Origin of the sequence: Sphingomonas sp. C3-2 (assembly GCF_033025475.1) — a bacterium.
In the GTDB taxonomy this organism is placed as follows: domain Bacteria; phylum Pseudomonadota; class Alphaproteobacteria; order Sphingomonadales; family Sphingomonadaceae; genus Sphingobium_A.
This window is the reverse complement of sequence record NZ_CP130322.1, coordinates 2370444-2394226: the sequence shown is the minus strand read 5'-3', so window position 1 is coordinate 2394226 and position 23783 is coordinate 2370444. Positions and strand designations below refer to the sequence as shown.

Here is a 23783-nt window from a genome sequence, read left to right as displayed (position 1 = left end):
ATCAGGCCATTCCGTCAGGGCGCAGGATAGCCGGCCGCACCCGCGCGGCCGGTGAAACGGGTCGGGATCATCAATTCTCGGCGATGGGCGCGGGGGCGTCGCCGAAATTCCACATCCGTTCCAGATTGTAGAAGCTGCGCACTTCCGGACGGAACAGATGGATGATCACGTCGCCGGCATCGATCAGCACCCAATCGGCATTGGGCAGGCCTTCCACGCGCGCGGTGCGGTGGAACTGCGCCTTGATCTTTTCGACCAGCTTTTGCGCCATCGAGGCAACCTGTCGCGACGAACGGCCGCTGGAGATCACCATATGATCGGCAATGCTGCTCTTGCCCGCGAGCGGGATGGATACGGTCTCTACCGCCTGATCGTCCTCAAGCGACGAAAGCACGAGTTGATGAAGCGCTTCGACGCTGTCGGCGTCTGCAGGCGCTTGCGGAGAGGGAACGGTGGCTGGCAAGGTTACTCCTTCAGGGTATGGGCGCTGCATCCCAGCGCCCGCGCGTTGCCGCGCGGCCATGGGTTTCATGCCAATGGGGGTCTGCCTGTCGCAGACGGGTTGCGGAGGTTGGATCGGGGCGAAAGCGCAACAGCACGAGCGCCGGCAAACTCCATGTCGTCCAATTCTTTCCTTGGTCCGGACGGCGGACGAAACGCCTGAACCAAGCCATCGCAAGACTTGCGCGGGCAACGTTATCATAACCCGGACGCGCGATTACGGCAATCGGAACTGTGCGGGCGATTTTTCGCCAGTCGCGCCAGCGGTGAAACTGGCCCAGATTGTCCGCCCCCATCAGCCAGATGAAATCATGCTGGGGATATTTTCGGCGCAGTGCCACCAGCGTATCCGCCGTATAGCGCGTCCCCAGCCGGGCCTCGATGTCGGTGGCGACGATCCGGCTGCGCCGCGCCATGGCCCGCGCCGACCCCAGCCGCGCAGGCAGCGGCGCCATGTCGCGCGCACCATCCTTCAGCGGGTTGCCGGGCGAGACGAGCCACCACACCGCATCCAGCCCGAGCGCGTCCACCGCGAACAGGCTGATGTTGCGATGGCCGCGATGGGCCGGATTGAACGATCCGCCCAGCAAGCCGATCCGCGCCATGGCTGCTCGCGCTCAGTCCGCCGGGCGCGGCGTCACGGGCGCAACTGCCCGGTGCCGCGCACCAGCCATTTATAGGTCGTCAGCCCTTCGAGCGCGACGGGACCGCGCGCATGCATCCGCCCGGTCGAAATCCCGATCTCCGCCCCCAGCCCGAATTCGCCGCCATCGGCGAACTGCGTCGAGGCGTTATGAACCACGATCGCGCTGTCGACTTCGCGCATGAAGCGTTCGGCGGTTGCCTGATCCTCGGTCAGGATCGCATCGGTATGGTGCGAACCGTGGCGCGCGATATGCGCCATCGCGCCGTCCACCCCATCGACGATCGCAACCGAAGCGATCGCGTCGAGATATTCGGTATCCCAATCCTCGGCGCTCGCGGGGTCGACCCGGCCGTCGAGCGCCTGCGCACCCGCATCGCCGCGCACCGTGCACCCCGCCCCGATCAGCGCGTCGATGATCGCCGCCGGCGCAGCATAGGCACGGTCGATCAGGAGCGTTTCCATCGATCCGCAAATGCCGGTGCGGCGCATCTTGGCGTTCACCGTCACCGCCACCGCCTTGGCGGGATCGGCGGCGACATCGACATAGACATGGTTGATGCCGTCGAGATGCGCGAGCACGGGCACACGCGCTTCATCCTGCACGCGCGCGACGAGCGACTTGCCCCCGCGCGGCACGATGATGTCGATGAGCCCCGTGGCGCGGAGCATTTCGCCCACCGCCGCCCGGTCGGTCACCGGCACAAGCTGGATCGCATGTTCGGGCAGGCCCGCCGCCACGATGCCGCGGACCAGCGCGGCATGGATCGCGCGGCTGCTCTCGATCGCCTCGGAACCGCCCCGCAGGATCGCGGCATTGCCCGATTTCAGGCAGAGCGCACCGGCATCGGCGGTCACATTGGGGCGGCTTTCATAAATGATGCCGATCACGCCCAAAGGCACGCGCACGCGCTGGAGCACCAGGCCGTTGGGGCGCACCGTCTCGTCGATCATGCGGCCGACCGGATCGGGGAGCGCCGCTACGGCCTCGACCCCGGAAGCGATCGATTCCAGCCGTGCGGAGTCCAGGCTCAGCCGGTCAAGCATCGCCGGGCTCAGCCCGTTGGCGGCACCGCGATCCATATCCTTGCGGTTCGCCTCCAAAATGGCTGGCATATCCGCACGGATCGCGGCCGCGCCGGCGCGCAGCGCCTCGGCCTTTTGTTCGTTCGAAACCGTTGCAAGCACGCGCGCCGCCGCGCGTGCCGCTTCCCCCATCTGGCGGATCAGCGATCCGCAATCCATGCCCTGTTCCATCATGCCGCCCCCGCTAGCACGATATCGCCCGCGTCGAAATAGCCCCTCCACACGCTTTGGCAGCCTTGCTAAAACATCGTCATGACAGGGGAATTAGGGGGTGCCGGCGATATCGTGACCGGCGCGCTCGTGGGCCGCGCGGTCGAACCGCAGGCCGGCGAGCACAAGGGTCAGGATCACGGCCATGGCGGCACGTGCCTGAATTGCGGCGCCGCGCTTGTCGGCGCCTATTGCCATGTCTGCGGCCAGCCCGAGCATATCCACCGGTCGCTCGGCGCGATCTGGCACGACATTGCGCACGGCGTGCTCCATTTCGAAGGCAAGATCTGGCGCACGCTGCCGTTGCTCGCCTTCAACCCCGGCAAGCTCACCCGGCGCTATATCCTGGGCGAACGCGCGCGCTTCGTATCGCCAATGGCGTTGTTCCTCTTCTCGATCTTCCTGATGTTCGGGATCATCTCGCTTCTGGGCAGCCACCTCGAAACCTCGACCGGGGTGAATGAAGGCGTCGCGCGCGAGGCGGCGCAGGAGATTGAAACCCAGAAGCGCGATTTCGAGAAGGAACTCGCCGCCCTCGACGCCAAGATCGCCGCCGCCGAAAGCCGGGGAGAAAAGACCGGAGAACTGCGCCGCGAACGCGCCAATGTCTCGGGCATCAAGCGGATCCTTGAGGGTGGCCCCACGGTCGTCGCCGATCGCGGCAAGTTTCTCGACGGATTCAACACCGGCTGGAAACGCCTCGACAAGGGGATCGCCAAGGCCAATGAGAACCCCAATCTTCTGCTCTACAAGCTGCAGTCCAACGCCTATAAATTTTCGTGGCTGCTGATCCCGATCTCGGTGCCCTTTGTCTGGCTGCTCTTTTTCTGGCAGCGCCGCTGGCACTTTTACGATCACACGATCTTCGTCACCTATTCGCTTTCGTTCATGACGCTGCTGTCGGCGCTTGGCATCGTCCTTGGGGCGATGGGTATCCGATCCGACGTGTTGTTCATCGCCTTTTGCACCATTGCCCCCGTGCACATCTATGCGCAGCTGAAACAGGCCTATGAACAGACCACCGCCAAGGCACTTGTCCGGACATTTTTCCTGCTCACCTTCACCGGCATCACCATCTCCTTCTTCGTTGTGCTGTTGATCGCATTGGGGTTGGTCGGCTAACGGACTGTTTCGCGATTGCGCTGGAACTGGCGACAATTATCCGCCAAAGGCCAGCGCATGAGCACGCCCGCACCCGCATCCGCCACCGAGGGCTTCCGCCCCGGCTTTCGCGAATTTGTCGCCATCATCGCCTCGGTGATGGCGCTCGTCGCGCTGGGGATCGATGCAATGCTGCCGGCGCTGCCCGCGATCGGCGACTCACTCGGCGTGACGCTCGAAAACCACCGCCAATATGTAATTTCGGCGTTCATGCTCGGCTTCGGCCTCGCCCAGATCGTCATCGGCACGATGTCGGACCGGTTCGGGCGGCGCCCCGTGCTGATCGCCGCGCTCGGCGGCTATGCGGTGTTCGCGGTCGTGGCGGCCTTTGCCCCCAGCTTTGAAATGCTGCTGCTGGCGCGTGCGTTGCAGGGGGCATCGGCCGCGGGCGGGCGCGTGCTCGTCACCTCCATCGTGCGCGATCGCTATGCCGGTCGCCAGATGGCGCGCGTGATGAGCCTTGCCTTCATCATCTTCATGGCGGCGCCCATTCTTGCTCCCGCCGTCGGCCAGGCGGTGCTGCTGTTTGCGCCCTGGCGCTGGATCTTCGCAGTGCTCGCCATTGCCGGCGCGGCGCTGCTGATCTGGGTGACCCTGCGCCTGCCCGAAACGCTCGCCCCCGAAAACCGGGCGCCAATCACCCCGCGCCGCATTGCCACCGCCTTTGGCCGCGTGGTGCGCGATCGCCAGTCTTCAGGCTATACACTTGCGCTTTCGCTGCTCACCGGCGCGCTTTACGGCTTCATCAATTCGGTGCAGCAGGTCGTCTCGCAAACCTTCGGCAAACCGGAACTGCTCGTCGTCGTGTTCGGCGCGGTCGCCAGCACCATGGCGTTCGGATCCTTCTTCAACTCGCGTTTCGTCGTGCGCTGGGGGATGCGCTATATCGGCCATTGGGCACTGATCGGCTTCATCCTGTTCAGCGTGCTCCATTTCGTCATCTCGCTTGCCGGGCATGAAACGCTCGTCTCGTTCATGATCCTGCAGGCGGCGATCATGGCGTGCTTCGGGCTCGCCACCTCGAATTTCGGCGCGCTTGCGATGGAGCATTTGGGCGATGTCGCGGGCACCGCCAGCTCGCTCCAGGGATCCTTCTCCACCATTTTCGGCGCGGGCATCGGCGTCGCGATCGGGCAGAGCTTCGACGGCACCACCGTGCCGCTTTACGGCGGCTTCACGCTGTGCGGTCTGCTCGCGCTCGGCGTGCTGCTGATCGTCGAACGCGGCAAGCTGTTCCACCGCAGCCCGGAATAAGGCAGAATGCGCCTTGGCCGCGCTTAGGGAGGCTTGCATGGCATATTGGCTGATGAAATCCGAACCCGATGCCTATGGCTGGGCCGATCTGGTCCGCGACGGCGAAGGCTATTGGGACGGGGTGCGCAACAACGCCGCCGCCGGCCATATCAAGGCGATGCAGCCCGGCGACCTCGCGCTGTTCTATCACAGCAATATCGGCCTCGAAGCCGTGGGTATCATGGAGATCGTGGCACCGGCCGAACCCGACCGCACCGATGAAAGCGGCCGTTGGGTCGCGGTGCGCGTAAGGCCGGTCCGCGCCCTGCCCCGCCCCGTCAGCCTCAAGGCGATCAAGGCCGAACCCCGCCTCGCCGATATCGCGATGATCCGCCAATCGCGCCTGTCCGTCGTCCCCGTATCAGACGCACATTGGGCAGTATTGATGGAGATGGCGGGACTGTGAATCGATAGCCGGATTCCGAATCGCGGATTCACAGGCAACGGAACACATATGTAACGGATGGAACCGGTTTTGTTCCCATCCGACGCCGCAATTCATCCCGCGACTCGAACGACTCGTCACCAGATTCCCTGAGTCCGAATCGCAACATTGCGTCAAGCCTGTTATGTGCGCCGCAACATAAAAATTCACGGGTCTTTTCAAGTGTCCAGATTGCAAACGGGTTGGAACGCGCTGAGCGCGCGCGTCACCCGCTTTTTCCCTGATCATGAGATTCACGTCCATTCGGGCGGGCAGACGCGCTTCCTGCGCATTTCTACCGGGCTCCAGCTGAAACTGGTTTCGGGCGCCTTGCTGCTGCTTTTGCTGTGGGCGGCGTTCACCGCGTTCATGATCGGCGTCAAGCTGCAAACGGTGCGCGACCGCGCCGCGCTCGATGTCGAGCAGATCGCCGCCAGCAAGACTGCGAACCGCGCCAAGGCATGGACAGACAGTGTGAACGGCGTCGCGTTCGAACTCGAACAGCGCCAGCATATGCTCGACCAGATGATGGAAAGCTATTTCGGCAAGGAAGAGATCGCCGCCGCGCGGGCACCCAAGACGCAGAAGACGGCGTTGATCAGCCCCGCCATTCCCGAAGCCGACCCGCTAGCCCGCATCGAGCAGCGCCAGATCGCCTTTACCCAAACGCTTAGCTCGGCGGCCAAGCTGCGTACGCAGGAAGCCGAAGAGGCGTTGCGCGGCTATGGCATCAACCCGCGTGTTTTTGCCCGCGGCCGGGCGCCCGCCGCCATGGGCGGCCCCTTCATCCCCGTTCAGGGCGGCGGCAAGCATATCGCCCAGTTGGCCGCGTCGCTGACGCGGCTTGACCAGATGGAGCGTGCCATGCTGGCCATTCCCAATGGCGCGCCCACCGCGCCGATGCGGCTGACCAGCACCTTCGGCTATCGGTCCGACCCGTTCAACGGCCGCGCGGCCATGCATGCCGGCATGGACATTGCCGGCCCCACCGGCCAGCAGATCATGGCCTCGGCGGCAGGCCGCGTCACCTTTGCCGGGCAGGCATCGGGCTATGGCAATCTCGTCAAGATCGACCATGGCCACGGCATCGAAACGCGCTACGGCCATCTTTCCGCCTTCAACGTGAAGCCTGGACAGATAGTCGAACGCGGCCAGAACATTGCACGCATGGGCAGCACCGGCCGCTCGACCGGCCCGCACCTCCATTTCGAAGTGCGCCTCAACGGCCGCGCGATGAACCCGCGCCCGTTTCTCGAGGCCAATGCCGAACTTCTTGAAGCACAGGACCGCATCGAAGCCCGCTTCGAAAGCATCGAATCCCATAGCTAAAATCCCTTGCGGCGTCCTCCGCTGGAAAGACGCCCCATTGCAGGGTGATTGCTGGGCACAGTAAGATAGGCCTGCGTGCCGCGACGGGCGGCATGCCCCTGCCCTTCCTGCCGCAAGGCCAAAGTCATGACGCTTCATAATTGGTGGCTGTTCTTTGCCGCCGTCTTCCTGCTTTGCGGCACGCCCGGCCCCAATATGCTGCACGTGATGACGCGCAGCGTTCATTTCGGCTTTCGCCGGAGCATCGCCGCGATGGCGGGATGCCTTAGCGCGATGATGATCGTGCTGGCCGCCTCTGCCGCGGGGCTCACCGCGCTGCTCCTCGCGTTTCCGGTGCTGTTCGATATCCTGCGTTATCTGGGCGTCGCCTATCTCGTCTATCTGGGCATCAAGGCGTGGCGCGAAAATGATGCTCCCATCGATATCGGCACGGACACGCTTGGCCCGACGCTATCGCCCGCACAGCTTTTTCGCGGCGGGCTGTTCATCGGCCTGAGCAATCCGAAGCTGCTACTTTTCGCCAGCGCCTTCCTGCCGCAATTCATCGACCGCGCCGCACCCGAGGCACCGCAATTCGCGATCCTCGTGGTCACCTTCCTCACCACCGAAATGTTCTGGTACGGCGTCTATGCGCTGGGCGGGCGCCGTATCGCGCCGCTCTTGGCGCGGCCCGGCCTCAACCGCGCGTTCAACCGGCTAACGGCTATCATCTTCATGGGATTTGGCTTTGCGCTGCTGCGCGCGCGTCCTTGAAGGACATGCGCGCAGCAGAATGCGATTAATTACTGGCCGGCTTGTCGTCGTCATCGCCCTCGACCAGCGCATAGGTTACGCCAGCAACAAGGCCTATTCCGCCGACGATCCAGCCCCAATTGCCACCGGCCGCATTGCTTTTCTTCGCGCTTCCAGCCGCAGCGCGCACGGCAGGTGCATTGCTGAGCGAAAGGCTTTTTGCAGAAGATTGCGACGATGGCGACGCAGCGTTGCTCTGTGCCAGTGCCGGACCGGCCACCAGCAACGACATCACGGCAAGGCCCGGTAATAATCGTGCTACCATTTTGTTCTCCGTCCTGACGCACCAGCCTGAAGACACCGGTGCATCAAGGGGAACAGCCCTGTGGGAATAGGGTTCCGAAATCGCGTGAAGGGAAAACCCGCCCCTCAATCCATAATGCCTCAGGTCTGCCGCGCCAGAACTGGTTTCAACGCCGCCGCCAGCAGGAAGGCCCAACCGGCCCCGACCAGCCACCCGGCAACCACATCGCTTGGCCAATGTACCCCCAGCCAGACGCGCGACAAGCCGATCAGGAACACCAACACACCCGCCGCACCCCAGATCGCGCGGCGCTGCCGCTTGCGCCACCAGAGCACGCTCGCGATCAGCGCCACCGCGCCGTAGACCGCCGCGCTGTTCGCGGCATGCCCGCTGGGCAAGCTGAAGCTTTGATCCACCTGCACCAGATAGGGCACGATATCGGGCCGCGCCCGCGCCAGCAGCGGTTTCAGCGCCCAAGCGTTGAGCGCAGCGATGCCGAGCGCGGTGTAGAGGATATAAGATGCCGGGCGCAGCATGCGCTTGAGCATCAGAAACAGGATGAAGCCCAGGGCGAGGAGCGAGCGTGGCCAGCCATCACCCAGCCAGCTGATACCGCGCATCACGCCGTTCGCGGCTTCGGGAAGCGCCCCGGTTATCTGCCGCAGCCCGGTCAGGAGCGCACGGTCGAGCCCAAGCGTCATCCCGCTTGCCGCCAGCGCGATGACGATGGCCGCCACCGCCCAGCAGGCAAGCCCGATCTTCAGGAACCGCCGGTTGACAGCATCCATCTCAGTCGACCGCCTTCACCACTTCGCCGCCCTTGATCACGACGGAAATTTTCTCGAGCAGACGGATATTGGTCAGCGGATCGCCGTCGACCGCGACGATATCGGCGAAGCGGCCGGGTGCGATCGCGCCGACATCCTTTTCACGGCCCAGTGCCTCGGCAGCGCTGCGCGTCGCAGACTGGATCGCGGCCATCGGCGTCATGCCATATTCGGTCATGACGCGGAACTGGCCCGCCGCAGTGCCGTGCGGCATCACGCCCGCATCGGTGGCGAACAGCATCTTCACGCCCGCCTGCACGGCCTTGCGGAAATTATCGCGCTGGATCTGGGCGACCTCGCGGTCCTTGCGCAGATTGTCTTCCATCACGCCGTTCCTGGCGCCTTCGGCCTGGGTATATTCGGTGTTGAAGATATCCATCGACAGCCACGCACCGCGTTCCTTGGCGAGGCGTATGCCTTCATCGTCGATCAGGCTGGCATGCTCGATCGTATCGATCCCGGCGCGGATCGCCGCCTTGATGCCGGCCGCGCCGTGCGCGTGTGCGGCAACCTTCAGGCCCCATTGATGCGCCTCATCGGCGATGGCACGCAGTTCTTCCTCGCTCAATTGCTGCTGACCCGGCTCGGTATTGCGAGAAAACACGCCGCCCGTCGCGCAGACCTTGATCACCTCGGCACCATATTTGCGCTGCTCGCGCACCCGCACGCGCAGTTCCTGCGGGCCATCGCCCACGGCCACGCCCTTGGCGTTGAACGACGGCGGCAAATAGGTGCTGTCGCAATGCCCGCCGGTGGCGCCCAGCGCGTGCGCGGCGGGGACGATGCGCGGCCCGATCATCAGCCCCTCGTCGATCGCCTGCTTATAGGCGACATCCGAATAATGTTCAGAGCCGACATTGCGGACGGTGGTGAACCCGGCATCGAGCATCGCGCGGGCATTGGCCACACCCTGCACCGTCCAGAACTGATCGGTAAACTGCAGATTGGTATAGCCGCCGTAAACGGGGTTGCTGTCGAGATGGACGTGCATGTCGATCAGCCCGGGCAGGATGGTCTTGCCACGCAGATCGATGCGCCTGGCGTCGGCGGTCGCCCCCGCGCCGTTCACCGAGACGATCCGGCCATCGGTGACGACGACCACGGGATCGTTCACCACACGGCCGGCCAACACGTCGATCATCCGATCGGCGGTGATCACCACCGTTTCGGCCTGCGCAGGGGCGGCGAACGCCCCCAGCAGCATCGCCGCCCCCAGCAACAGCTTCGTCTTCATCCGCCCTTCCCCCCTCAAGCGATTATCCGCGCCGCCGAAGCGGCCCGGGATCAGATGTGCAGCGGCCGCCCATAGGCGCCCAGAACGCTTTCATGCATCATTTCCGAAAGCGTCGGGTGCGGGAAGGTCGTCTGCATCAGTTCGGCCTCGGTGGTCTCCAGCGTTCGGCCGATCACATAGCCCTGGATCAGCTCGGTCACTTCGGCACCCACCATGTGCGCGCCCAGCAATTCGCCGGTCGCTTCGTCGAACACGGTCTTGATAAAGCCCTCGGCTTCGCCCAGCGCGATCGCCTTGCCATTGCCGATGAACGGGAATTTGCCCACCTTCACCTTATACCCGGCTTCCTTCGCCTTGGCTTCGGTCATGCCAACCGACGCCACCTGCGGGCGCGAATAGGTGCAGCCCGGAATGTTGCCCTTGTCCACCGCATGGACGCCCTTCAGCCCGGCCATCGCCTCGATCGTGACAACCGCCTCGTGCATAGCCTTGTGCGCCAGCCAGGGGCCTGCGGTCACGTCGCCGATCGCCCAGATGCCGTCCACATTGGTGCGGCCATAGCCGTCGGTTTCGATATGACGGTTGGGCAGCTGCTTGATGCCCAGCGTCTCGAGCCCGATATTCTCGACATTGGGGACGATGCCGATGGCGACGATGGCGTGGCTGAATTCCTTCGCCTCGACCTTGCCGTCCTTGTGCTTGATCTCGGCGGTCACGCCTTTGGCGGTCGCTTCGAGCTTCTGCACGCCGGTGCCCGACAGGATCGTCATGCCCTGCTTGGTCAGCGCCTTCTGCATGAACGCGCTCACCTCGTCATCCTCCACCGGCATGATCCGGTCGAGCATTTCGACGATGGTCACCTTGGCGCCCATGTCCGAATAGAAGCTTGCGAATTCGACGCCGATGGCGCCCGAACCGATCACCAGCAGATCGGTCGGCATTTCCTCGGGCACCATCGCGTGGCGATAGGTCCAGATCTTCTTGCCATCGGTCTTGGCGAAGGGCAGATCGCGTGCGCGCGCGCCGGTTGCGATCAGGATGTTCTTGGCGGTCAGTTCGGTCTTCGCGCCGTCCTTCTCCACCTTCAGCTTGCCCTTGCCGATGAGCGTGCCAAGGCCTTCGTGCACATCGATCTTGTGCTTCTTCATCAGGCCCTTGACTCCGCCGTTCAGCTGGTCGGCCACCTTGCGGCTGCGCTTGACGATCTTCGACAGGTCGAAACCGATATCGTCCGCCTCAAGCCCGTAATCGCCGGCATGGGTCATGTAATGATAGATTTCCGACGAACGCAGCAGCGCCTTGGTCGGGATGCAGCCCCAGTTGAGGCAGATGCCACCCAGGCGTTCGCGCTCGACGATCGCGGTCTTCATGCCAAGCTGGGCGGCGCGGATCGCGGCCACATAGCCGCCGGGGCCCGAACCGAGGACGATAAGGTCGTAAGTGTCAGCCAATTTTCTGCTCCTCATTGGTCCCGGGCGGGGCCCGGACGGGAGAATGGAAAGAATGCGGCGGCGTGCCGGATCACCGGTTTCGCGTCGCCAGCATCACAAGGAAGGAAAACAGCGTCGCCGCCGCGAACACTGCCCAGCTCCAGCGAAGCCATGTGTCGTAAAGCTGGAAATGGATGGACGACCGCGCAAGGAAGTCACCCACCGGCCCATCGAGGTTCTTCAGGATCGTGGGCAGCCCCAGTGCGGAGAGACCGCCGATGATGACTGCCCGGATCGCTGTCATCTCAGGCGACCAGCGCCAGCGGGTTTTCGATGAGCGCCTTGAACGCCGCCATCAGCTCCGCGCCGACCGCGCCGTCGATCGCGCGGTGATCGAAGCTGCCGGTTGCCGTCATTACGGTGGCAATCGCCAGCGCGTCATTGACGACATAGGGGCGCTTTTCGCCAGCGCCCACCGCCAGGATCATGCCCTGGGGCGGATTGATCACGGCGTCGAACTGCTTGATGCCGAACATGCCGAGGTTGGAGATCGAGGCGGTACCGCCCTGATATTCATGTGGCTGCAGCTTGCCGTCGCGCGCGCGGGTGGCAAGGTCCTTCGCCTCGGTCGCGATCTTCGACACCGCCTTGCTGCCCGCATCGGTGATCACGGGGGTGATGAGCCCGCCGGGGATCGCCACCGCCATCGAGACATCGGCGCGCGCATATTTGATCAGCTGGTCGCCGGCATAGCTCACATTCGCGTCGGGCACCTGTTCCAGCGCAACGCCCAGTGCCTTGATCAGCAGGTCGTTGACCGAAAGCTTGATGTTGCGCGCAGCGAGACCGGCGTTGAGATCGGTGCGCAGCTTGAGCAACGCGTCGAGGTTGCAGTCGAGCGTCAGGTAGAAATGCGGCACCTGCTGCTTGGATTCGGTCAGACGCTTCGCAATCGTCTTGCGCATGTTCGACAGCTTGACCGTTTCGGACGGAATGCCCTCGATCGCGGCCACGGGCGCAGGGGCTGCTACCGGTGCGGCGGCGGCCACAGGCGCCGGTGCGGCAGCCTTGGCGGCGCCCGGCGTCGCGGCTTCCACGTCAGCCTTCACGATGCGGCCATTGGGCCCCGATCCGGCGACGCCCGAAAGATCGACACCGCGCGCCTCGGCGATGCGACGCGCGAGCGGGCTCGCCTTGACACGGCTGCCATCGTCGGCGGGCTTTGCGACGGGGGCGGGCGCTGCGGCGGCGGGCTTCGGTGCCTCGGCCGTTACGGCGGGCTTGTCCTCGGCCTTGGCGGGCGCAGCTTGCTTCTTGGGCGCGGGCGCAGCCGAAACATCTTCGCCTTCCTCGGCGATGATCGCGATCACTTCGCCCACTTTCACGCCGTCGGTACCCTCGGCCACCATGAGCTTGGCGATCACGCCTTCGTCGACGGCCTCGAATTCCATCGTTGCCTTGTCGGTCTCGATCTCGGCCAGCAAGTCACCGGAAGAAACGGTATCCCCCTCTTTCACCAGCCATTTTGCGAGCGTGCCTTCCTCCATCGTGGGCGAGAGAGCGGGCATCTTGAGTTCGATCGGCATGACGCGGACGAAGCCTTCCTGTTCCGTAGAGTTATTTCCCTACCTCTCAGCCGTTTTGGTCCCTTGGGTCAAGGCTGCAGACTTGCGTGTTTTTCGTTATTCGCGCACCATTATTACACAATAAACGATAGGTCCTGAAATGCGCACATATCTTGTCGTAATCGACGAGACGGAGGAGGCGGGAATCGCACTTCGTTTCGCCGCCCGACGCGCCGCGAAAACCGGCGGAACGGTAGAAATTCTGGCGCTTATCCCGCCGTCAGAGTTCGTTCAGTGGGGCGGCGTTCAGGCGACGATCGAAGAAGAGGCGCGGCTGCGCGCAGAAGCGCTGGTCGCCGGTGCCGCCGGCACTCTAGTCGAGGAAGCGGGCGTCCGCCCCTCGATCACGGTGAAACAGGGCGAACCCATTCCCGTCGTTCGCCAGATGCTGGCCGAGAACGCGCATATCGCTGCGCTCGTGCTCGGCGCGGCAGCCACGGGGGCGCCGGGGCCGCTCGTCAGCCACTTTACCGGGGCCGATGCGGGCAAGTTGCCCTGCCCCATCATGATCATCCCCGGCTCGCTCAGCGGCGAGGCGATCGACCGGCTGAGCTAGCCGCCGCGCGCGCGGTTCAGGCGGCGATGCGCGGGGCCAGCAGCGCCATCAGCGCTTCGCAGCCTTTGGCATCCTCGGCATCGAAGCGCCCCTTGTTCGGGCTATCGAGATCGAGCACGCCGATCAGCCGGCCATCATGAACAATCGGCACGACCAGTTCGGATTCGCTTGCTGCGTCGCAGGCGATATGGCCGGGAAAGGCGTGGACATCGGGCACCAGCTGCGTGGCGCGCGTGGCGGCGGCGGTGCCGCACACACCCTTGCCGAACGCGATCCGGATGCATGCCGCCTTGCCCTGAAACGGGCCAAGCACCAGTTCATCGCCGACCACGCGGTAAAACCCCGCCCAGTTGAGATCGGGCAGATATTCCCAGATCAGCGCCGCCGCATTGGCCATATTGGCCACCGCATCGCTCTCCCCCTCGGTCAGCGCGCCGAGGGCGCCCAGAAGATCATGGTAAAGCGCGGCCTTGTCTTCACCCGCCGCGATATCGAATGTGTACATGGGTAGTTCCGATCCTTCGGGTTCAGTCGAACGAGACCTTGCCGCGCCCCTTTTTCACCGCCGAGCGCGCCGATTTCGTATCGAGCCGGCGCGCCTTGGCAGCGCGGCTGGGCTTGGTCTTGACGCGCTTGGCCTGCCGTTCGCGCGCCTTGGCCACCAGTTCGGCGGCGCGCTCGCGCGCATCGGCACGGTTGGCTTCCTGTGTGCGATAGTTGCGCGCGGTGATCACCAGTTCGCCGGCTGCGGTGAGGCGGCTGCCCGCCAGTTCCTTGAAACGGGTCCAGGCATAGGGCGGCAGCCCCAGCCGGAACGCATCCACCCGCAACTGGCAGGCGGTGGCCACCTTGTTGACATTCTGGCCGCCCGGCCCCGTCGCCGCGAGGAATTTCTCCTCGACGATCGCGCTTTCGGGAATGGGGGGATAGTCAGCCTTCGCCATAGGTGAAGCCGGCCTGGACGAACCGCTCGGGAAGCGGCGCCACCGCCTCGACCGGCGGCTTGCCATCGCGCGGGATCGACAGGCGATAGCTGTGCAGCAGCATGCCCGTCTGCGCGCGCGAGCCATAGATGAAGTCGCCGACAATGGGCGCGCCCAGACCGTGCAGCGCATGCGCGCGGATCTGGTGCGTCCGGCCCGTTTCGGGGCGGAAGGCGATCAACGTCCGGCCATCCTTCTCGGCCACGCGGCTCCAATGCGTGCGCGCCGCCTTGCCGCGCGGATCGACGGTCATCCGCCAGCCTTCCTCGCGCGAGCTGATCTTGAACAGCGGCAGATCGATCAACCCTTCGGCCTCGGCGGTCACACCCTCGATCACTGCAAGATAGAGTTTTTCCACGCGCCCCTGCTCGAATGCCTGGGCAAAGCGCTTATGCGCCTTGGGGTTGCGCGCCAGCAACAGGCAGCCGCTGGTATCGCGGTCCAGCCGGTGGACGGGCAGCGGCCAGCGCTGAAACCCGAAAGTGAGGGTGGAAAGGTGATTTTCCAGGCTCAACGAGCCGTCGCGCGGCGCATCCACGGGAAGGCCAGCGGGTTTGTCGAGGATGATCGCCTCGCCATCGATGAAGATTACACGGTCTGACAGCATGGCACCGCCATGTCACCGTCGCGCCCACAAAGCAAATGCATCGGGGCAAATGCGCAGGCGCGTCGATTGGAAACGCGCCTGCGCCTGGTGGTTGCCCGGATACGCAGGGCAACCGGCACTATCGGGTTAGCGGATCAGGCGAACAGCTTGGCCGCAGTGTTGGCCACGCGCGCGCCGAGATAGCGGGCACCGTCGAGTTCGGTCTCGCTCGGCATGCGGCTGCCATCGCCATCCGAAAGCGTGGTCGCGCCATAAGGTGCGCCGCCCTTCACCTCGTCCACGCCCATCTGCCCGGCAAAACCATAGTCGAGGCCGACGATCGTCATGCCGAAGTGGAGCAGGTTGGTCAGGATCGAGAACAGCGTGGTTTCCTGGCCGCCATGTTGGCTGCCCGTCGCGGTGAAGGCCGCGCCGACCTTGCCGTTCAGCGCGCCGCGTGCCCACAGGCCGCCGGCCTGATCGAGGAACGCCGCCATCTGCGAGCTGATCCGGCCGAAACGCGTGCCGGTGCCGACGATGATCGCATCGTAATTCTCGAGATCGGCGACGGTCGCGATCGGCGCGTCCTGATCATATTTGAAATGATTGGCGCGGGCGATCGCTTCGGGAACGGTTTCGGGAACGCGCTTCACATCGACGGTCGCGCCGGTCGCGCGGGCGCCCTCGGCAATGGCGTGCGCCATCGTCTCGATATGGCCATAGGTAGAGTAATAAAGAACAAGCACTTTTGCCATGATGGGCCTTCCTTTTTGAGCAGAATAATGGGGGTGGCCGCCCGCCATGAGGGAGCGGGGCGTTATGCGGGCGGCCGGGGGGATCGTTTACCGGGCGTCGACCAGAACCAGTTCGCTGTCCTCGATCGCGGTGATCGTCACCGTCGCGCCGCCGGGGATTGCCGCCCCGTCCCGCGCGGCGAAGGTCTGACCATCCATCTCGAACCGGCCTTCGGCCGCCACCAGATAGGCATGGCGCCCTTCGGACACGGCATAGGTTGCGCTTTCGCCGGCCTTCAGCGTCGCGCCCATCACCCGCGCGGTGGCGCGGATCGGCAGGCCCCCTTCGTCGCCGTCCATGCCGCTGGCCAGCGTCACGAAACGGCCCGAACGGTCGCCCTTGGGAAAGGGCTTGGTGCCCCAGCTGGGGGCGCCGCCTGCCTTGTCGGGCATGATCCAGATCTGGAAGATCCGCGTCGTATCGGCCTCCAGATTATATTCGGCATGGCGCACACCGGTGCCGGCGCTCATCACCTGGACGTCGCCCGCCTCGGTGCGGCCGACATTGCCCATATCGTCCTGGTGCGTGATCGCGCCCGTGCGGACATAGGTGATGATTTCCATGTCGCGGTGCGGGTGCGGCGGGAAGCCGCTGTTCGGGGCGATCTCGTCGTCGTTCCAGACGCGGATCGCACCCCAGCCCATCCGGGCCGGATCATGATAGTCCGCGAACGAGAAATGATGGCGCGCGTTCAGCCAGCCATGATCGGCATGGCCAAGGCTTTCGAATGTCCTTTTGTCGACCATATCTTCAACTCCGTCGCAGGAAAGTTCCTGCTTGCTTGAGGTGAAGATAGGCCGCATGATCGGATAATAAATAGAAACCTTTGAAACGGATCGTTTCAGAAAATGCGCCTTCCGGATTTTGAGGCCTGGGCCATCTTCGCCTCCGTCGTGGAGCATCGCTCCTTCACCGCCGCCGCCGAGGCGCTCGGCCTGTCCAAGGCCACCGTGTCAAAGGCGGTTACCCGGCTTGAGCAGGCGCTGGGCACCGCGCTGTTCCACCGCACCTCGCGGCGCCTGTCGCTCACCGAAAGCGGACGGGCGCTCTCCTCCCATGCCGCGCGCATCCTGGCCGAGGCGCAGGCCGCCGAAGAAGCTGCCCGCAACGAAGCCGCCGCGCCGCAAGGCTTGGTCCGCATCGCCGCGCCGATGACCTTCGGGCTGATGCATGTCGGCCCGGCGATTGCCGATTTCCTCGCCGACCATCCCGGCATCTCGATCGATCTCCATCTCAGCGACGAAAAGGTCGATATCGTCGAAGGGGGGTTCGACATCGCGCTGCGAATCGCCTCTATGCCCGACAGCAGCCTGCGCGCGCGCCGCGTGGGGGCGGTTACCTCGCATATCGTCGCGGCGCCCGCCTATTGGGATCGCCACGGCCGCCCCGGCCATCCCGCCGAACTCGCCCGCCATGCCTGTATCCGCTATGCCTATATGAGCACACCCGATGTCTGGCGCTTTCGCGGGCCGGATGGCGAGGAAGCCGCGATCCGCATCACCGGCCCGCTCAGCTGCAACAGCGGCGAAGCGATGCTGCCCACGCTGCGTACGGGGCTTGGCGTGGCCCGCCTTCCCGGCTTCATCATCGATCAGGACATCGCCTCCGGCGCGCTCGAACCCGTAATGGAAAACTGGAAAATGGACCCAGCCGCGCTCCACATTCTCACCCCGCCCAGCGGTCCACGACCCGCCCGAGTCCGCCTCGCGATCGAATTTCTGGCGAAAAGATTTACCAAAACATGCCCCGATTAAGGCGCATTTCGCCGAGTCGCCCGCGCATTCTCGCCGTTTACTTCGATTAATTTCAAATTAACCTTTTGCGTTCACACCTTCGTTAGTGAAAAATGGGGGCTGGGCCGCTGTGCAGAAAAGGACGCACGCGACCTGAACGACAGGGGATTGCGAATGCGCGTGCTGCTGATCGAAGACGAGCCGACAACCGCCAAGGCCATCGAGCTCATGCTGATGGCGGAAGGTTTCAATGTCTATATCACCGATCTGGGCGAAGAGGGCTTGGACCTCGGCAAGCTCTATGATTACGACATCATCCTTCTCGACCTGAACCTGCCCGACATGCACGGCTATGACGTGCTGAAGAAGCTGCGCACCGCGCGGGTGCAGACCCCGGTGCTCATCCTTTCGGGCATAAACGAGATGGAATCGAAGGTGCGCTCGTTCGGCTTCGGCGCCGACGATTACGTGACCAAGCCCTTCCACCGCGAAGAACTGCTTGCCCGCATCCATGCCGTGGTGCGCCGGTCCAAGGGGCACAGCCAGTCGGTCATCCGCACCGGCAAGCTCGCGGTCAACCTCGATGCCAAGACCGTGGAAGTGGATGGCAACCGCGTCCACCTCACCGGCAAGGAATATGCGATGCTCGAGCTGCTGTCGCTGCGCAAGGGCACCACGCTCACCAAGGAAATGTTCCTCAACCACCTCTATGGCGGGATGGACGAACCCGAACTCAAGATCATCGACGTCTTCATCTGTAAGCTGCGCAAGAAGCTCAGCCTCGCTTGTGGCGGCGACAATTATATCGAGACCGTCTGGGGTCGCGGCTATGTGCTGCGCGATTCGGAAGACGAGGCGGTCGAGCTGGAAATGGCCTGAGCCACCCCGGTTCCCAGGCAAAAAAGCCGGGCAAGCAATCGCTTCCCGGCTTTTTTCATGCCCGGCGGGCACCCATCGGCGATCCGTTCGTTATCGGACGGCACCTGCCAGCCATGGGGACGCTATGACCTATTGTGTCGGGATGCTCGTCGAGGACGGGCTGGTGATGATGGCCGATACGCTCACCAATGCCGGCGTCGACAACATCTCCACCTATCGCAAGCTTCACGTGCTGAGCGAATCGCGCAACCGCATCGTCGTCGCGATGACGGCGGGCAATCTCTCGGTCACCCAGTCGGCGATCACGATGATCGAGGAAGGGCTTCCCCCGCGCGAGGAGGGCGCGATGCCCCGCCGGATATCCGACATGCCCACCCTGTTCCGCGCCGCCCAGCTTGTGGGCGAGGCGATCTATTCGGCGCGCCGCGAAATCGACACGACGGTGCGCGCCGAGGGGATCAGCACGGGGGTTTCGATCCTGCTCGGCGGCCGGATCGGCAACGAACCGCTCAAGCTCTACATGATCTACAGCCAGGGCAATTTCATCGAATGCCATTCCGAAACGCCGTTTCTGCAGATCGGATCGATGGAATATGGCAAGCCGATCCTCGACCGCGCGCTCCATTATGAAACCACGCTCAGCGAGACGGTGAAGATCGGATTGCTGTCCTTCGACAGCACGATGCGATCAAACCTTGCGGTCGGGCGGCCGATCGACCTAATCGTCATCCCCGAGGACCCGGTGCTCCCTGTCACGCGGCGCCGCATCGAAAGTGACGATGACTATTTCAACATGATTTCCATCCAGTGGGGCGGCCTGTTGCGGGACGCTCTCGATGCCATTCCGGATCCTCCCTTCCTCTCCCAAATCTGAGTTGTTCCAGTATGTATCGCGTAATTCGCCGGCTGTTTGGCAGCCTGGCGGCCCTTGCCTTTGTCGCCCTTGCCGCGCTGTTCGGCTTTTCAGATCCCACCCGCGAATTCCAGGCGCTTGGCGCATCCGATCCGTCGCTGCGTATCAGCGACGGCGACAGCTTTCGCCTCGATGGCACGCGCTATCGCCTCCACGGCATCGACGCCCCCGAATCGAAACAGTCCTGCACCGATGCCAAGGGACGGGAATGGGCGTGTGGCCAGCAGGCCCGCACCTATCTGGCCGGGCTGATCGATCCCGAGACGCTCGAATGCGCCGATCGCGGGCCGGACAAATATGGCCGCACGCTCGCCACCTGCCGCACCGCGCGCACGCCCGATATCGGCGCAGCCATGGTGCGCGCGGGCATGGCCGTTTCCTACAGTCGTGAAAAAATCCCGCCCTATAGTGTCGATGAAGTGCGTGCACGGAGCGCCGCCCGCGGCATCTGGGCGGGCGATTTCACCCGGCCCGAGGATTGGCGCCGCGAACAGAAACAGGCGCGGGCGGCACGCTGACCCGCGTCAGTCGCCCTGCCCGGTTTCGGGCCTGGCGTCGGGCGCGGTGAATATGGGCTGGAATTCGTGCCAGCCCGAAGCCGTCAGCTTCTCGATCGGCTGGAACCGCGCCTTATAGGCCATGCGTTCCGATCCCTCGATCCAATAGCCGAGATAGACATAAGGGCGCCCCATATCCGCCGCGCGGCGGATATGGTCGAGGATGATGAACGTCCCCAACCCGCGTCGTGCCTCGTTCGCGGCATCGAAAAAGCTGTAGATCATCGACAGCCCATCGCCTTGGAAATCGGTCAGGCACGCGCCCAGCAACTTGCCCGAAAGCCCGCCCTGCGATGGCTCGCGATATTCGATGACATAGCTGTCGACCGGCGTGTGCTCGACCATGTCGGCATAGTCCATCTCGTCCATATCAGCCATACCGCCACCCGGATGACGGGCCGTCAGATAACGCTGGAGAAGATCGAACTGCTCTTCGGTCGACCAAGGCTTGCACACCGAAATCTCGATATCGCCGTGGCGGCGCAAAAGCTTGCGCTGCGTGGCGTTGGGCGAAAAGCGCCCTGCGGCCACGCGCACCGACACACAGGCCTGGCAATCCTGGCAACTCGGCCGATAGGCGACGCCCTGACTGCGGCGAAAGCCGATCCGGCCCAGCGCATCGTTCAGCTCGGACGCGTGCGGGCCAGCGAGTTCGGTGAACACCTTGCGCTCGCTGCGCCCCGGCAAATAGGGGCACGGACTCGGACTGGTTACGAAGAATCGCGGAAAGCGAAATGGTGCGCTCACCTGCCTTGCCCTGCCTTTCACGACCGCTTTTTTACGGTTTTCCAGACTATGTGATTCAAGCGCAATAATTAAAAGTCTGTTTACCATGATCTGCGGGGTCATGCCGCATGAGAATCAGGGTAAACGGAGCGACCGGGCTAAATTTCCCGGCCGCTCGTTCCATTTTCGCTCAGCCGAGCTCCACCAGGCTGACCTCGAAACCACCGCCCACGCGCAGCGCCTCGACCAGCCGTTCCAGATGCGCCCGGTCGCGAGTCTCGCACTCGATCTCGGTGATCAGCCCCTTGGCCGGGAGCGAGGTGAAGATGCGCTGGTGATAGATCTCGATGATGTTCACCTGCTGCTCGCCAAAGATGCGCACGACATTGTAGAGCGCGCCGGGGCGATCCTGCAGCCGCACGCGCACGCGCGCCAGACGCCCATCGCGCGCCAGATCGCGCAAAAGGACATTGGCGAGCAGCCGCGTGTCGATATTGCCGCCCGACAGGATGATGCCGACCGTCTTGTCTTTGAAGCGTTCGGGGTAGGTTAGCAGCGCGGCAAGGCCAGCCGCACCGCCGCCTTCCACCACGGTCTTCTCAATCTGGAGCATCAGGCTCACCGCCTCTTCCAGACGTGTCTCGCTCACCAGGACGATATCGTCGACCAGCGCTTCCACGAACTGCGCGGTCAGATCGCCGGGCTGCTTCACCGCAATGCCCTCGGCCAGCGTATCGCCCTCGCACGGCAGCGCGGTGTGGTTACGGCGATTGTACATCGACGGATAAAGCTCCGCCTGCACGCCGATCAGCTCGATCGGCTTTCCGCCGGACTTGGCGACCGTACCGACGCCGGAAATCAGCCCGCCGCCGCCGATGGGGATCACCAGCGTGTCGATATCGGGCGCATCGGCCAGCATTTCGAGCGCCACCGTGCCCTGCCCCGCGATGATCGAGGGCTGGTCGAACGGATGGACGAAGGTCAGCCCGCGTTCCACCTCAAGCTTGCGCGCATGGGCATAGGCGGCGTCGAAGGTCTCGCCTTCGAGCACCACGGTCGCGCCGTGCCCTTCGGTCTGCATCACCTTCACCGTCGGGGTCGAACGCGGCATCACGATGGTGACCGGAATGCCGAGCTTCGCGCCGTGATAGGCCAGGCCCTGTGCGTGGTTGCCAGCCGACGCCGCGATCACGCCCTTGTCGCGCGCCTCCTGCGGCAGCTGGAGAAGCGTGTTGAGTGCGCCGCGTTCCTTATAGGCGGCGGTAAATTGGAGGTTCTCGAATTTCAGATAGACCTTGGCACCGACGAGCTTCGACAGCGTCTGGCTCACCAAGGTCGGCGTACGCACCACCGAGCCACTAATTCGCTCCGCCGCCATGCGCACATCGTTCAGCGAGACGGGAAGCGAGGCGGAGCTGCTGCTCTTTTCGGGGTGTGTAGCCATAGTGCGGCTCCCCTAGCCTATCTAGCCCAATGGGGAAACAAGCCTTATGCACGCGGCATGGCAAGTTTCGCTTTTCCTGGCACCGCGGCAAATGCCGGTGCAACGGCCCCGCACAGCCGCGTCGCCGCCCTCCCCCGCAAATCGATTTCAGCGCTTTTTGGCGCAGCCTTTCTGGCGGGCCTTGCGCTTTTTCTGCCAGGGCACGCGCTTGCCGAGGGGCTGGTCGACAATGTCAACGGCGTCACGCTCGACAAGGATGGCCGCGTCGTCCGTTTCAACGGGCTGGTCATCGACAAGGACGGCAAGGTGGCCAAGCTGCTCGACCGCAAGGACAAGCGCCCCGAGCGGCCCGATTTCCGCACCGATGGCAAGGGCCAGACGCTCATGCCCGGCATCGTCGATTCGCACGGGCATGTCATGGGCGTCGGCTTCCAGGCGCTGACGCTCGACCTCTCCGCCGCGCGCTCGCTGACCGAGGCACAGGCGATGATCACCGCCTATGTCCAGCGTTATCCCGATCGCAAATGGGTGATCGGGCGCGGCTGGAATCAGGAAAGCTGGGGGCTCGGCCGCTTCCCCAACGCCGCCGAGCTCGATGCCGTGGTGAAGGACCGCCCCGTCTGGCTCGAACGGATCGACGGCCATGCCGGCTGGGCGAACAGCGCGGCGATGACGATCGCCGGTATCACCGCCAAGACCGCCGCTCCTGCCGGCGGCCGGATCGAAAAAACGGGCACGGCCCCCAACGGCATATTCGTCGATGCCGCGATGGATCTTGTGCGCAAGCATGTGCCCGAACCGCTGCCGCGCGACCGCGACGCCGCCTTCGCCAAGGCGCAGCAGGCGCTGCTGTCTTACGGGATCACCACCATCGCCGATATGGGCACCTCGCTCGACGACTGGATGACCTTCCGGCGCGCGGGTGATCGCGGCGCGCTGCATCTCCATATCGTTTCCTATGCCTACGGCGTCCCCGCGATGGTCGCGATCGGCGGTCCCGGCCCCACGCCCTGGCTTTATGAAGACCGGCTGAAACTGGCGGGGGTGAAGCTGATTTCCGACGGCGCGCTCGGATCGCGCGGCGCCTGGCTGAAGCGCCCCTATCACGACGCACCGGGACAGAGCGGATTGAGCCTCTTTACCGACGCACAGCTGCGCAACCTGATGAGCCGCGCGGCGATGGACCATTTTCAGGTGGCCGTCCACGCGATCGGCGACAAGGCGAACGCGCAACTGCTCGACGCGATCGAAGAACTCGCGTTCACCTATAAGGGCGATCGGCGCTGGCGGATCGAGCATGCGCAGATCCTCGACACCCCCGATATCGCGCGCTTCGGCCAGAACGGCATCATCGCCTCGATGCAGCCCGTCCACCAGACCTCGGATCGGCTGATGGCCGAGGCCCGGCTCGGCCCCGATCGGCTCGCCGGTGCCTATGCGTGGAAATCGCTGCTCGGCGCGGGCGGCAAGCTCGCCTTCGGGTCCGACACCCCGGTCGAAAGCCCCGATCCCTTTGCCGGCATCGCAGCCGCCTTCACGCGCGAGGATGCCAGGGGCGAACCGATGGGTGGCTGGCAGCCGCAGGAACGGCTCAGCCGCGAACAGGCGCTGGCGGGCTTTACGACCGGGGGCGCCTATGCCGCCTTTGCCGAGGATCGGCTCGGCAGCCTGATGCCCGGCATGCGCGCCGATTTCATCCTTCTCGATACCGATCCGCTGATGGCAACGCCCGCCGAAGTGCGCGCCACCAAGGTTCTCGAAACCTGGGTGAACGGCCGCCCCGTGTTCAAGCGCCCCTGACGTCTGCTCCCC

General features: G+C 64.3%; 27 protein-coding genes. 11 read left to right on the top strand and 16 right to left on the bottom strand.

Going from position 1 to position 23783, the window contains the following annotated elements:
• Window positions 1–70 precede the first annotated feature (70 nt).
• From rsfS to QYC26_RS11530, 3 genes are read right to left on the bottom strand one after another with little or no spacing between them, the layout of a single operon-like run.
• Window positions 71–493: a ribosome silencing factor gene (gene rsfS, locus QYC26_RS11540; RefSeq protein ID WP_411197592.1), complete on the bottom strand. Its 423-nt coding sequence runs from the start codon at window positions 491–493 to the stop codon at window positions 71–73.
• On the bottom strand, window positions 474–1106 hold the full coding sequence (locus QYC26_RS11535) for a nicotinate-nucleotide adenylyltransferase (RefSeq protein ID WP_317512370.1): 633 nt from the start codon (window positions 1104–1106) through the stop codon (window positions 474–476). The genes rsfS and QYC26_RS11535 overlap by 20 nt, the downstream gene beginning before the upstream one ends.
• Before the next feature lie 32 nt (window positions 1107–1138).
• Window positions 1139–2404, bottom strand: a complete 1266-nt coding sequence (locus QYC26_RS11530; protein WP_317512369.1) for a glutamate-5-semialdehyde dehydrogenase — start codon at window positions 2402–2404, stop codon at window positions 1139–1141.
• Window positions 2405–2482: 78 nt separating this feature from the next.
• Here QYC26_RS11530 and QYC26_RS11525 point away from each other — a divergent pair, with 78 nt between their 5' ends.
• The 5 genes from QYC26_RS11525 to QYC26_RS11505 all read left to right on the top strand — a co-directional run bounded on the left by QYC26_RS11525 (window position 2483) and on the right by QYC26_RS11505 (window position 7400).
• A complete protein-coding gene (locus QYC26_RS11525) occupies window positions 2483–3562 on the top strand; it encodes a DUF3667 domain-containing protein (protein ID WP_317512368.1) in 1080 nt (359 codons plus the stop codon).
• A 57-nt stretch (window positions 3563–3619) separates the two neighbouring features.
• Window positions 3620–4855 (top strand): multidrug effflux MFS transporter, encoded by a 1236-nt coding sequence (locus QYC26_RS11520; RefSeq protein WP_317512367.1) that lies wholly within the window; start codon window positions 3620–3622, stop codon window positions 4853–4855.
• Between the two features lie 37 nt (window positions 4856–4892).
• Entirely contained in the window at window positions 4893–5300 is a 408-nt protein-coding gene (locus QYC26_RS11515; RefSeq protein WP_317512366.1) for an EVE domain-containing protein, read from the top strand.
• 201 nt (window positions 5301–5501) lie between these two features.
• On the top strand, window positions 5502–6647 hold the full coding sequence (locus QYC26_RS11510; RefSeq protein ID WP_317512365.1) for a M23 family metallopeptidase: 1146 nt from the start codon (window positions 5502–5504) through the stop codon (window positions 6645–6647).
• Between the two features lie 126 nt (window positions 6648–6773).
• The gene (locus tag QYC26_RS11505; RefSeq protein WP_317512364.1) at window positions 6774–7400 is read left to right on the top strand and encodes a LysE family translocator; all 627 of its coding nucleotides are present in this window, start codon (window positions 6774–6776) and stop codon (window positions 7398–7400) included.
• Window positions 7401–7425: 25 nt separating this feature from the next.
• Here the strand turns inward: QYC26_RS11505 and QYC26_RS11500 are convergent, their stop codons facing one another.
• From QYC26_RS11500 to QYC26_RS11475, 6 genes are all read right to left on the bottom strand, one after another.
• Window positions 7426–7671: a hypothetical protein gene (locus tag QYC26_RS11500; RefSeq protein WP_317512363.1), complete on the bottom strand. Its 246-nt coding sequence runs from the start codon at window positions 7669–7671 to the stop codon at window positions 7426–7428.
• Window positions 7672–7823: 152 nt separating this feature from the next.
• Window positions 7824–8471, bottom strand: coding sequence for a phosphatase PAP2 family protein (locus tag QYC26_RS11495; RefSeq protein ID WP_317512362.1), 648 nt, complete (start codon window positions 8469–8471; stop codon window positions 7824–7826).
• 1 nt (window position 8472) lies between these two features.
• Window positions 8473–9744: an amidohydrolase family protein gene (locus tag QYC26_RS11490; protein WP_317512361.1), complete on the bottom strand. Its 1272-nt coding sequence runs from the start codon at window positions 9742–9744 to the stop codon at window positions 8473–8475.
• A gap of 50 nt (window positions 9745–9794) precedes the next feature.
• Entirely contained in the window at window positions 9795–11195 is a 1401-nt protein-coding gene (lpdA, locus tag QYC26_RS11485) for a dihydrolipoyl dehydrogenase (protein WP_317512360.1), read from the bottom strand.
• A gap of 70 nt (window positions 11196–11265) precedes the next feature.
• Window positions 11266–11478: a hypothetical protein gene (locus QYC26_RS11480; protein WP_317512359.1), complete on the bottom strand. Its 213-nt coding sequence runs from the start codon at window positions 11476–11478 to the stop codon at window positions 11266–11268.
• Between the two features lies 1 nt (window position 11479).
• A complete protein-coding gene (locus tag QYC26_RS11475) occupies window positions 11480–12760 on the bottom strand; it encodes a pyruvate dehydrogenase complex dihydrolipoamide acetyltransferase (RefSeq protein ID WP_317512358.1) in 1281 nt (426 codons plus the stop codon).
• A gap of 139 nt (window positions 12761–12899) precedes the next feature.
• Between QYC26_RS11475 and QYC26_RS11470 the strand changes: the two genes are divergently transcribed.
• Window positions 12900–13355: a universal stress protein gene (locus QYC26_RS11470; RefSeq protein ID WP_317512357.1), complete on the top strand. Its 456-nt coding sequence runs from the start codon at window positions 12900–12902 to the stop codon at window positions 13353–13355.
• A 16-nt stretch (window positions 13356–13371) separates the two neighbouring features.
• On the opposite strand, the gene QYC26_RS11465 is transcribed toward QYC26_RS11470, so the two are convergent.
• The 5 genes from QYC26_RS11465 to QYC26_RS11445 form a co-directional block, all read right to left on the bottom strand.
• Window positions 13372–13860 (bottom strand): GAF domain-containing protein, encoded by a 489-nt coding sequence (locus tag QYC26_RS11465; RefSeq protein WP_317512356.1) that lies wholly within the window; start codon window positions 13858–13860, stop codon window positions 13372–13374.
• 22 nt (window positions 13861–13882) lie between these two features.
• Window positions 13883–14299 carry an alternative ribosome rescue aminoacyl-tRNA hydrolase ArfB gene (gene arfB / locus QYC26_RS11460; RefSeq protein WP_317512355.1) on the bottom strand — a complete coding sequence of 139 codons (417 nt, stop codon included), beginning with the start codon at window positions 14297–14299 and terminating at the stop codon, window positions 13883–13885.
• Window positions 14286–14945: an RNA pseudouridine synthase gene (locus QYC26_RS11455; protein WP_317512354.1), complete on the bottom strand. Its 660-nt coding sequence runs from the start codon at window positions 14943–14945 to the stop codon at window positions 14286–14288. Before QYC26_RS11455 ends, arfB begins: the two co-directional genes overlap by 14 nt.
• A 134-nt stretch (window positions 14946–15079) precedes the next feature.
• Entirely contained in the window at window positions 15080–15679 is a 600-nt protein-coding gene (gene wrbA / locus QYC26_RS11450) for an NAD(P)H:quinone oxidoreductase (protein ID WP_317512353.1), read from the bottom strand.
• An 87-nt stretch (window positions 15680–15766) separates the two neighbouring features.
• Entirely contained in the window at window positions 15767–16465 is a 699-nt protein-coding gene (locus tag QYC26_RS11445; protein ID WP_317512352.1) for a pirin family protein, read from the bottom strand.
• A gap of 102 nt (window positions 16466–16567) precedes the next feature.
• Here QYC26_RS11445 and QYC26_RS11440 point away from each other — a divergent pair, with 102 nt between their 5' ends.
• From QYC26_RS11440 to QYC26_RS11425, 4 genes are all read left to right on the top strand, one after another.
• Window positions 16568–17473: a LysR family transcriptional regulator gene (locus QYC26_RS11440; protein WP_317512351.1), complete on the top strand. Its 906-nt coding sequence runs from the start codon at window positions 16568–16570 to the stop codon at window positions 17471–17473.
• Window positions 17474–17626: 153 nt separating this feature from the next.
• The gene (gene ctrA / locus QYC26_RS11435; RefSeq protein ID WP_317512350.1) at window positions 17627–18331 is read left to right on the top strand and encodes a response regulator transcription factor CtrA; all 705 of its coding nucleotides are present in this window, start codon (window positions 17627–17629) and stop codon (window positions 18329–18331) included.
• Between the two features lie 124 nt (window positions 18332–18455).
• A complete protein-coding gene (locus QYC26_RS11430) occupies window positions 18456–19205 on the top strand; it encodes a peptidase (RefSeq protein WP_317512349.1) in 750 nt (249 codons plus the stop codon).
• A gap of 11 nt (window positions 19206–19216) precedes the next feature.
• Window positions 19217–19762 (top strand): thermonuclease family protein, encoded by a 546-nt coding sequence (locus tag QYC26_RS11425; RefSeq protein ID WP_317512348.1) that lies wholly within the window; start codon window positions 19217–19219, stop codon window positions 19760–19762.
• Window positions 19763–19768: 6 nt separating this feature from the next.
• Here the strand turns inward: QYC26_RS11425 and QYC26_RS11420 are convergent, their stop codons facing one another.
• Window positions 19769–20548, bottom strand: coding sequence for an arginyltransferase (locus QYC26_RS11420; protein WP_317512347.1), 780 nt, complete (start codon window positions 20546–20548; stop codon window positions 19769–19771).
• A 169-nt stretch (window positions 20549–20717) separates the two neighbouring features.
• Complete coding sequence (locus tag QYC26_RS11415) at window positions 20718–21971, bottom strand: threonine ammonia-lyase (RefSeq protein ID WP_317512346.1); 1254 nt, start codon at window positions 21969–21971, stop codon at window positions 20718–20720.
• A gap of 57 nt (window positions 21972–22028) precedes the next feature.
• On the opposite strand from QYC26_RS11415, the gene QYC26_RS11410 reads away from it, so the two are divergent.
• Window positions 22029–23771, top strand: coding sequence for an amidohydrolase (locus QYC26_RS11410; RefSeq protein ID WP_317512345.1), 1743 nt, complete (start codon window positions 22029–22031; stop codon window positions 23769–23771).
• The last annotated feature ends 12 nt before the right edge of the window (window positions 23772–23783 follow it).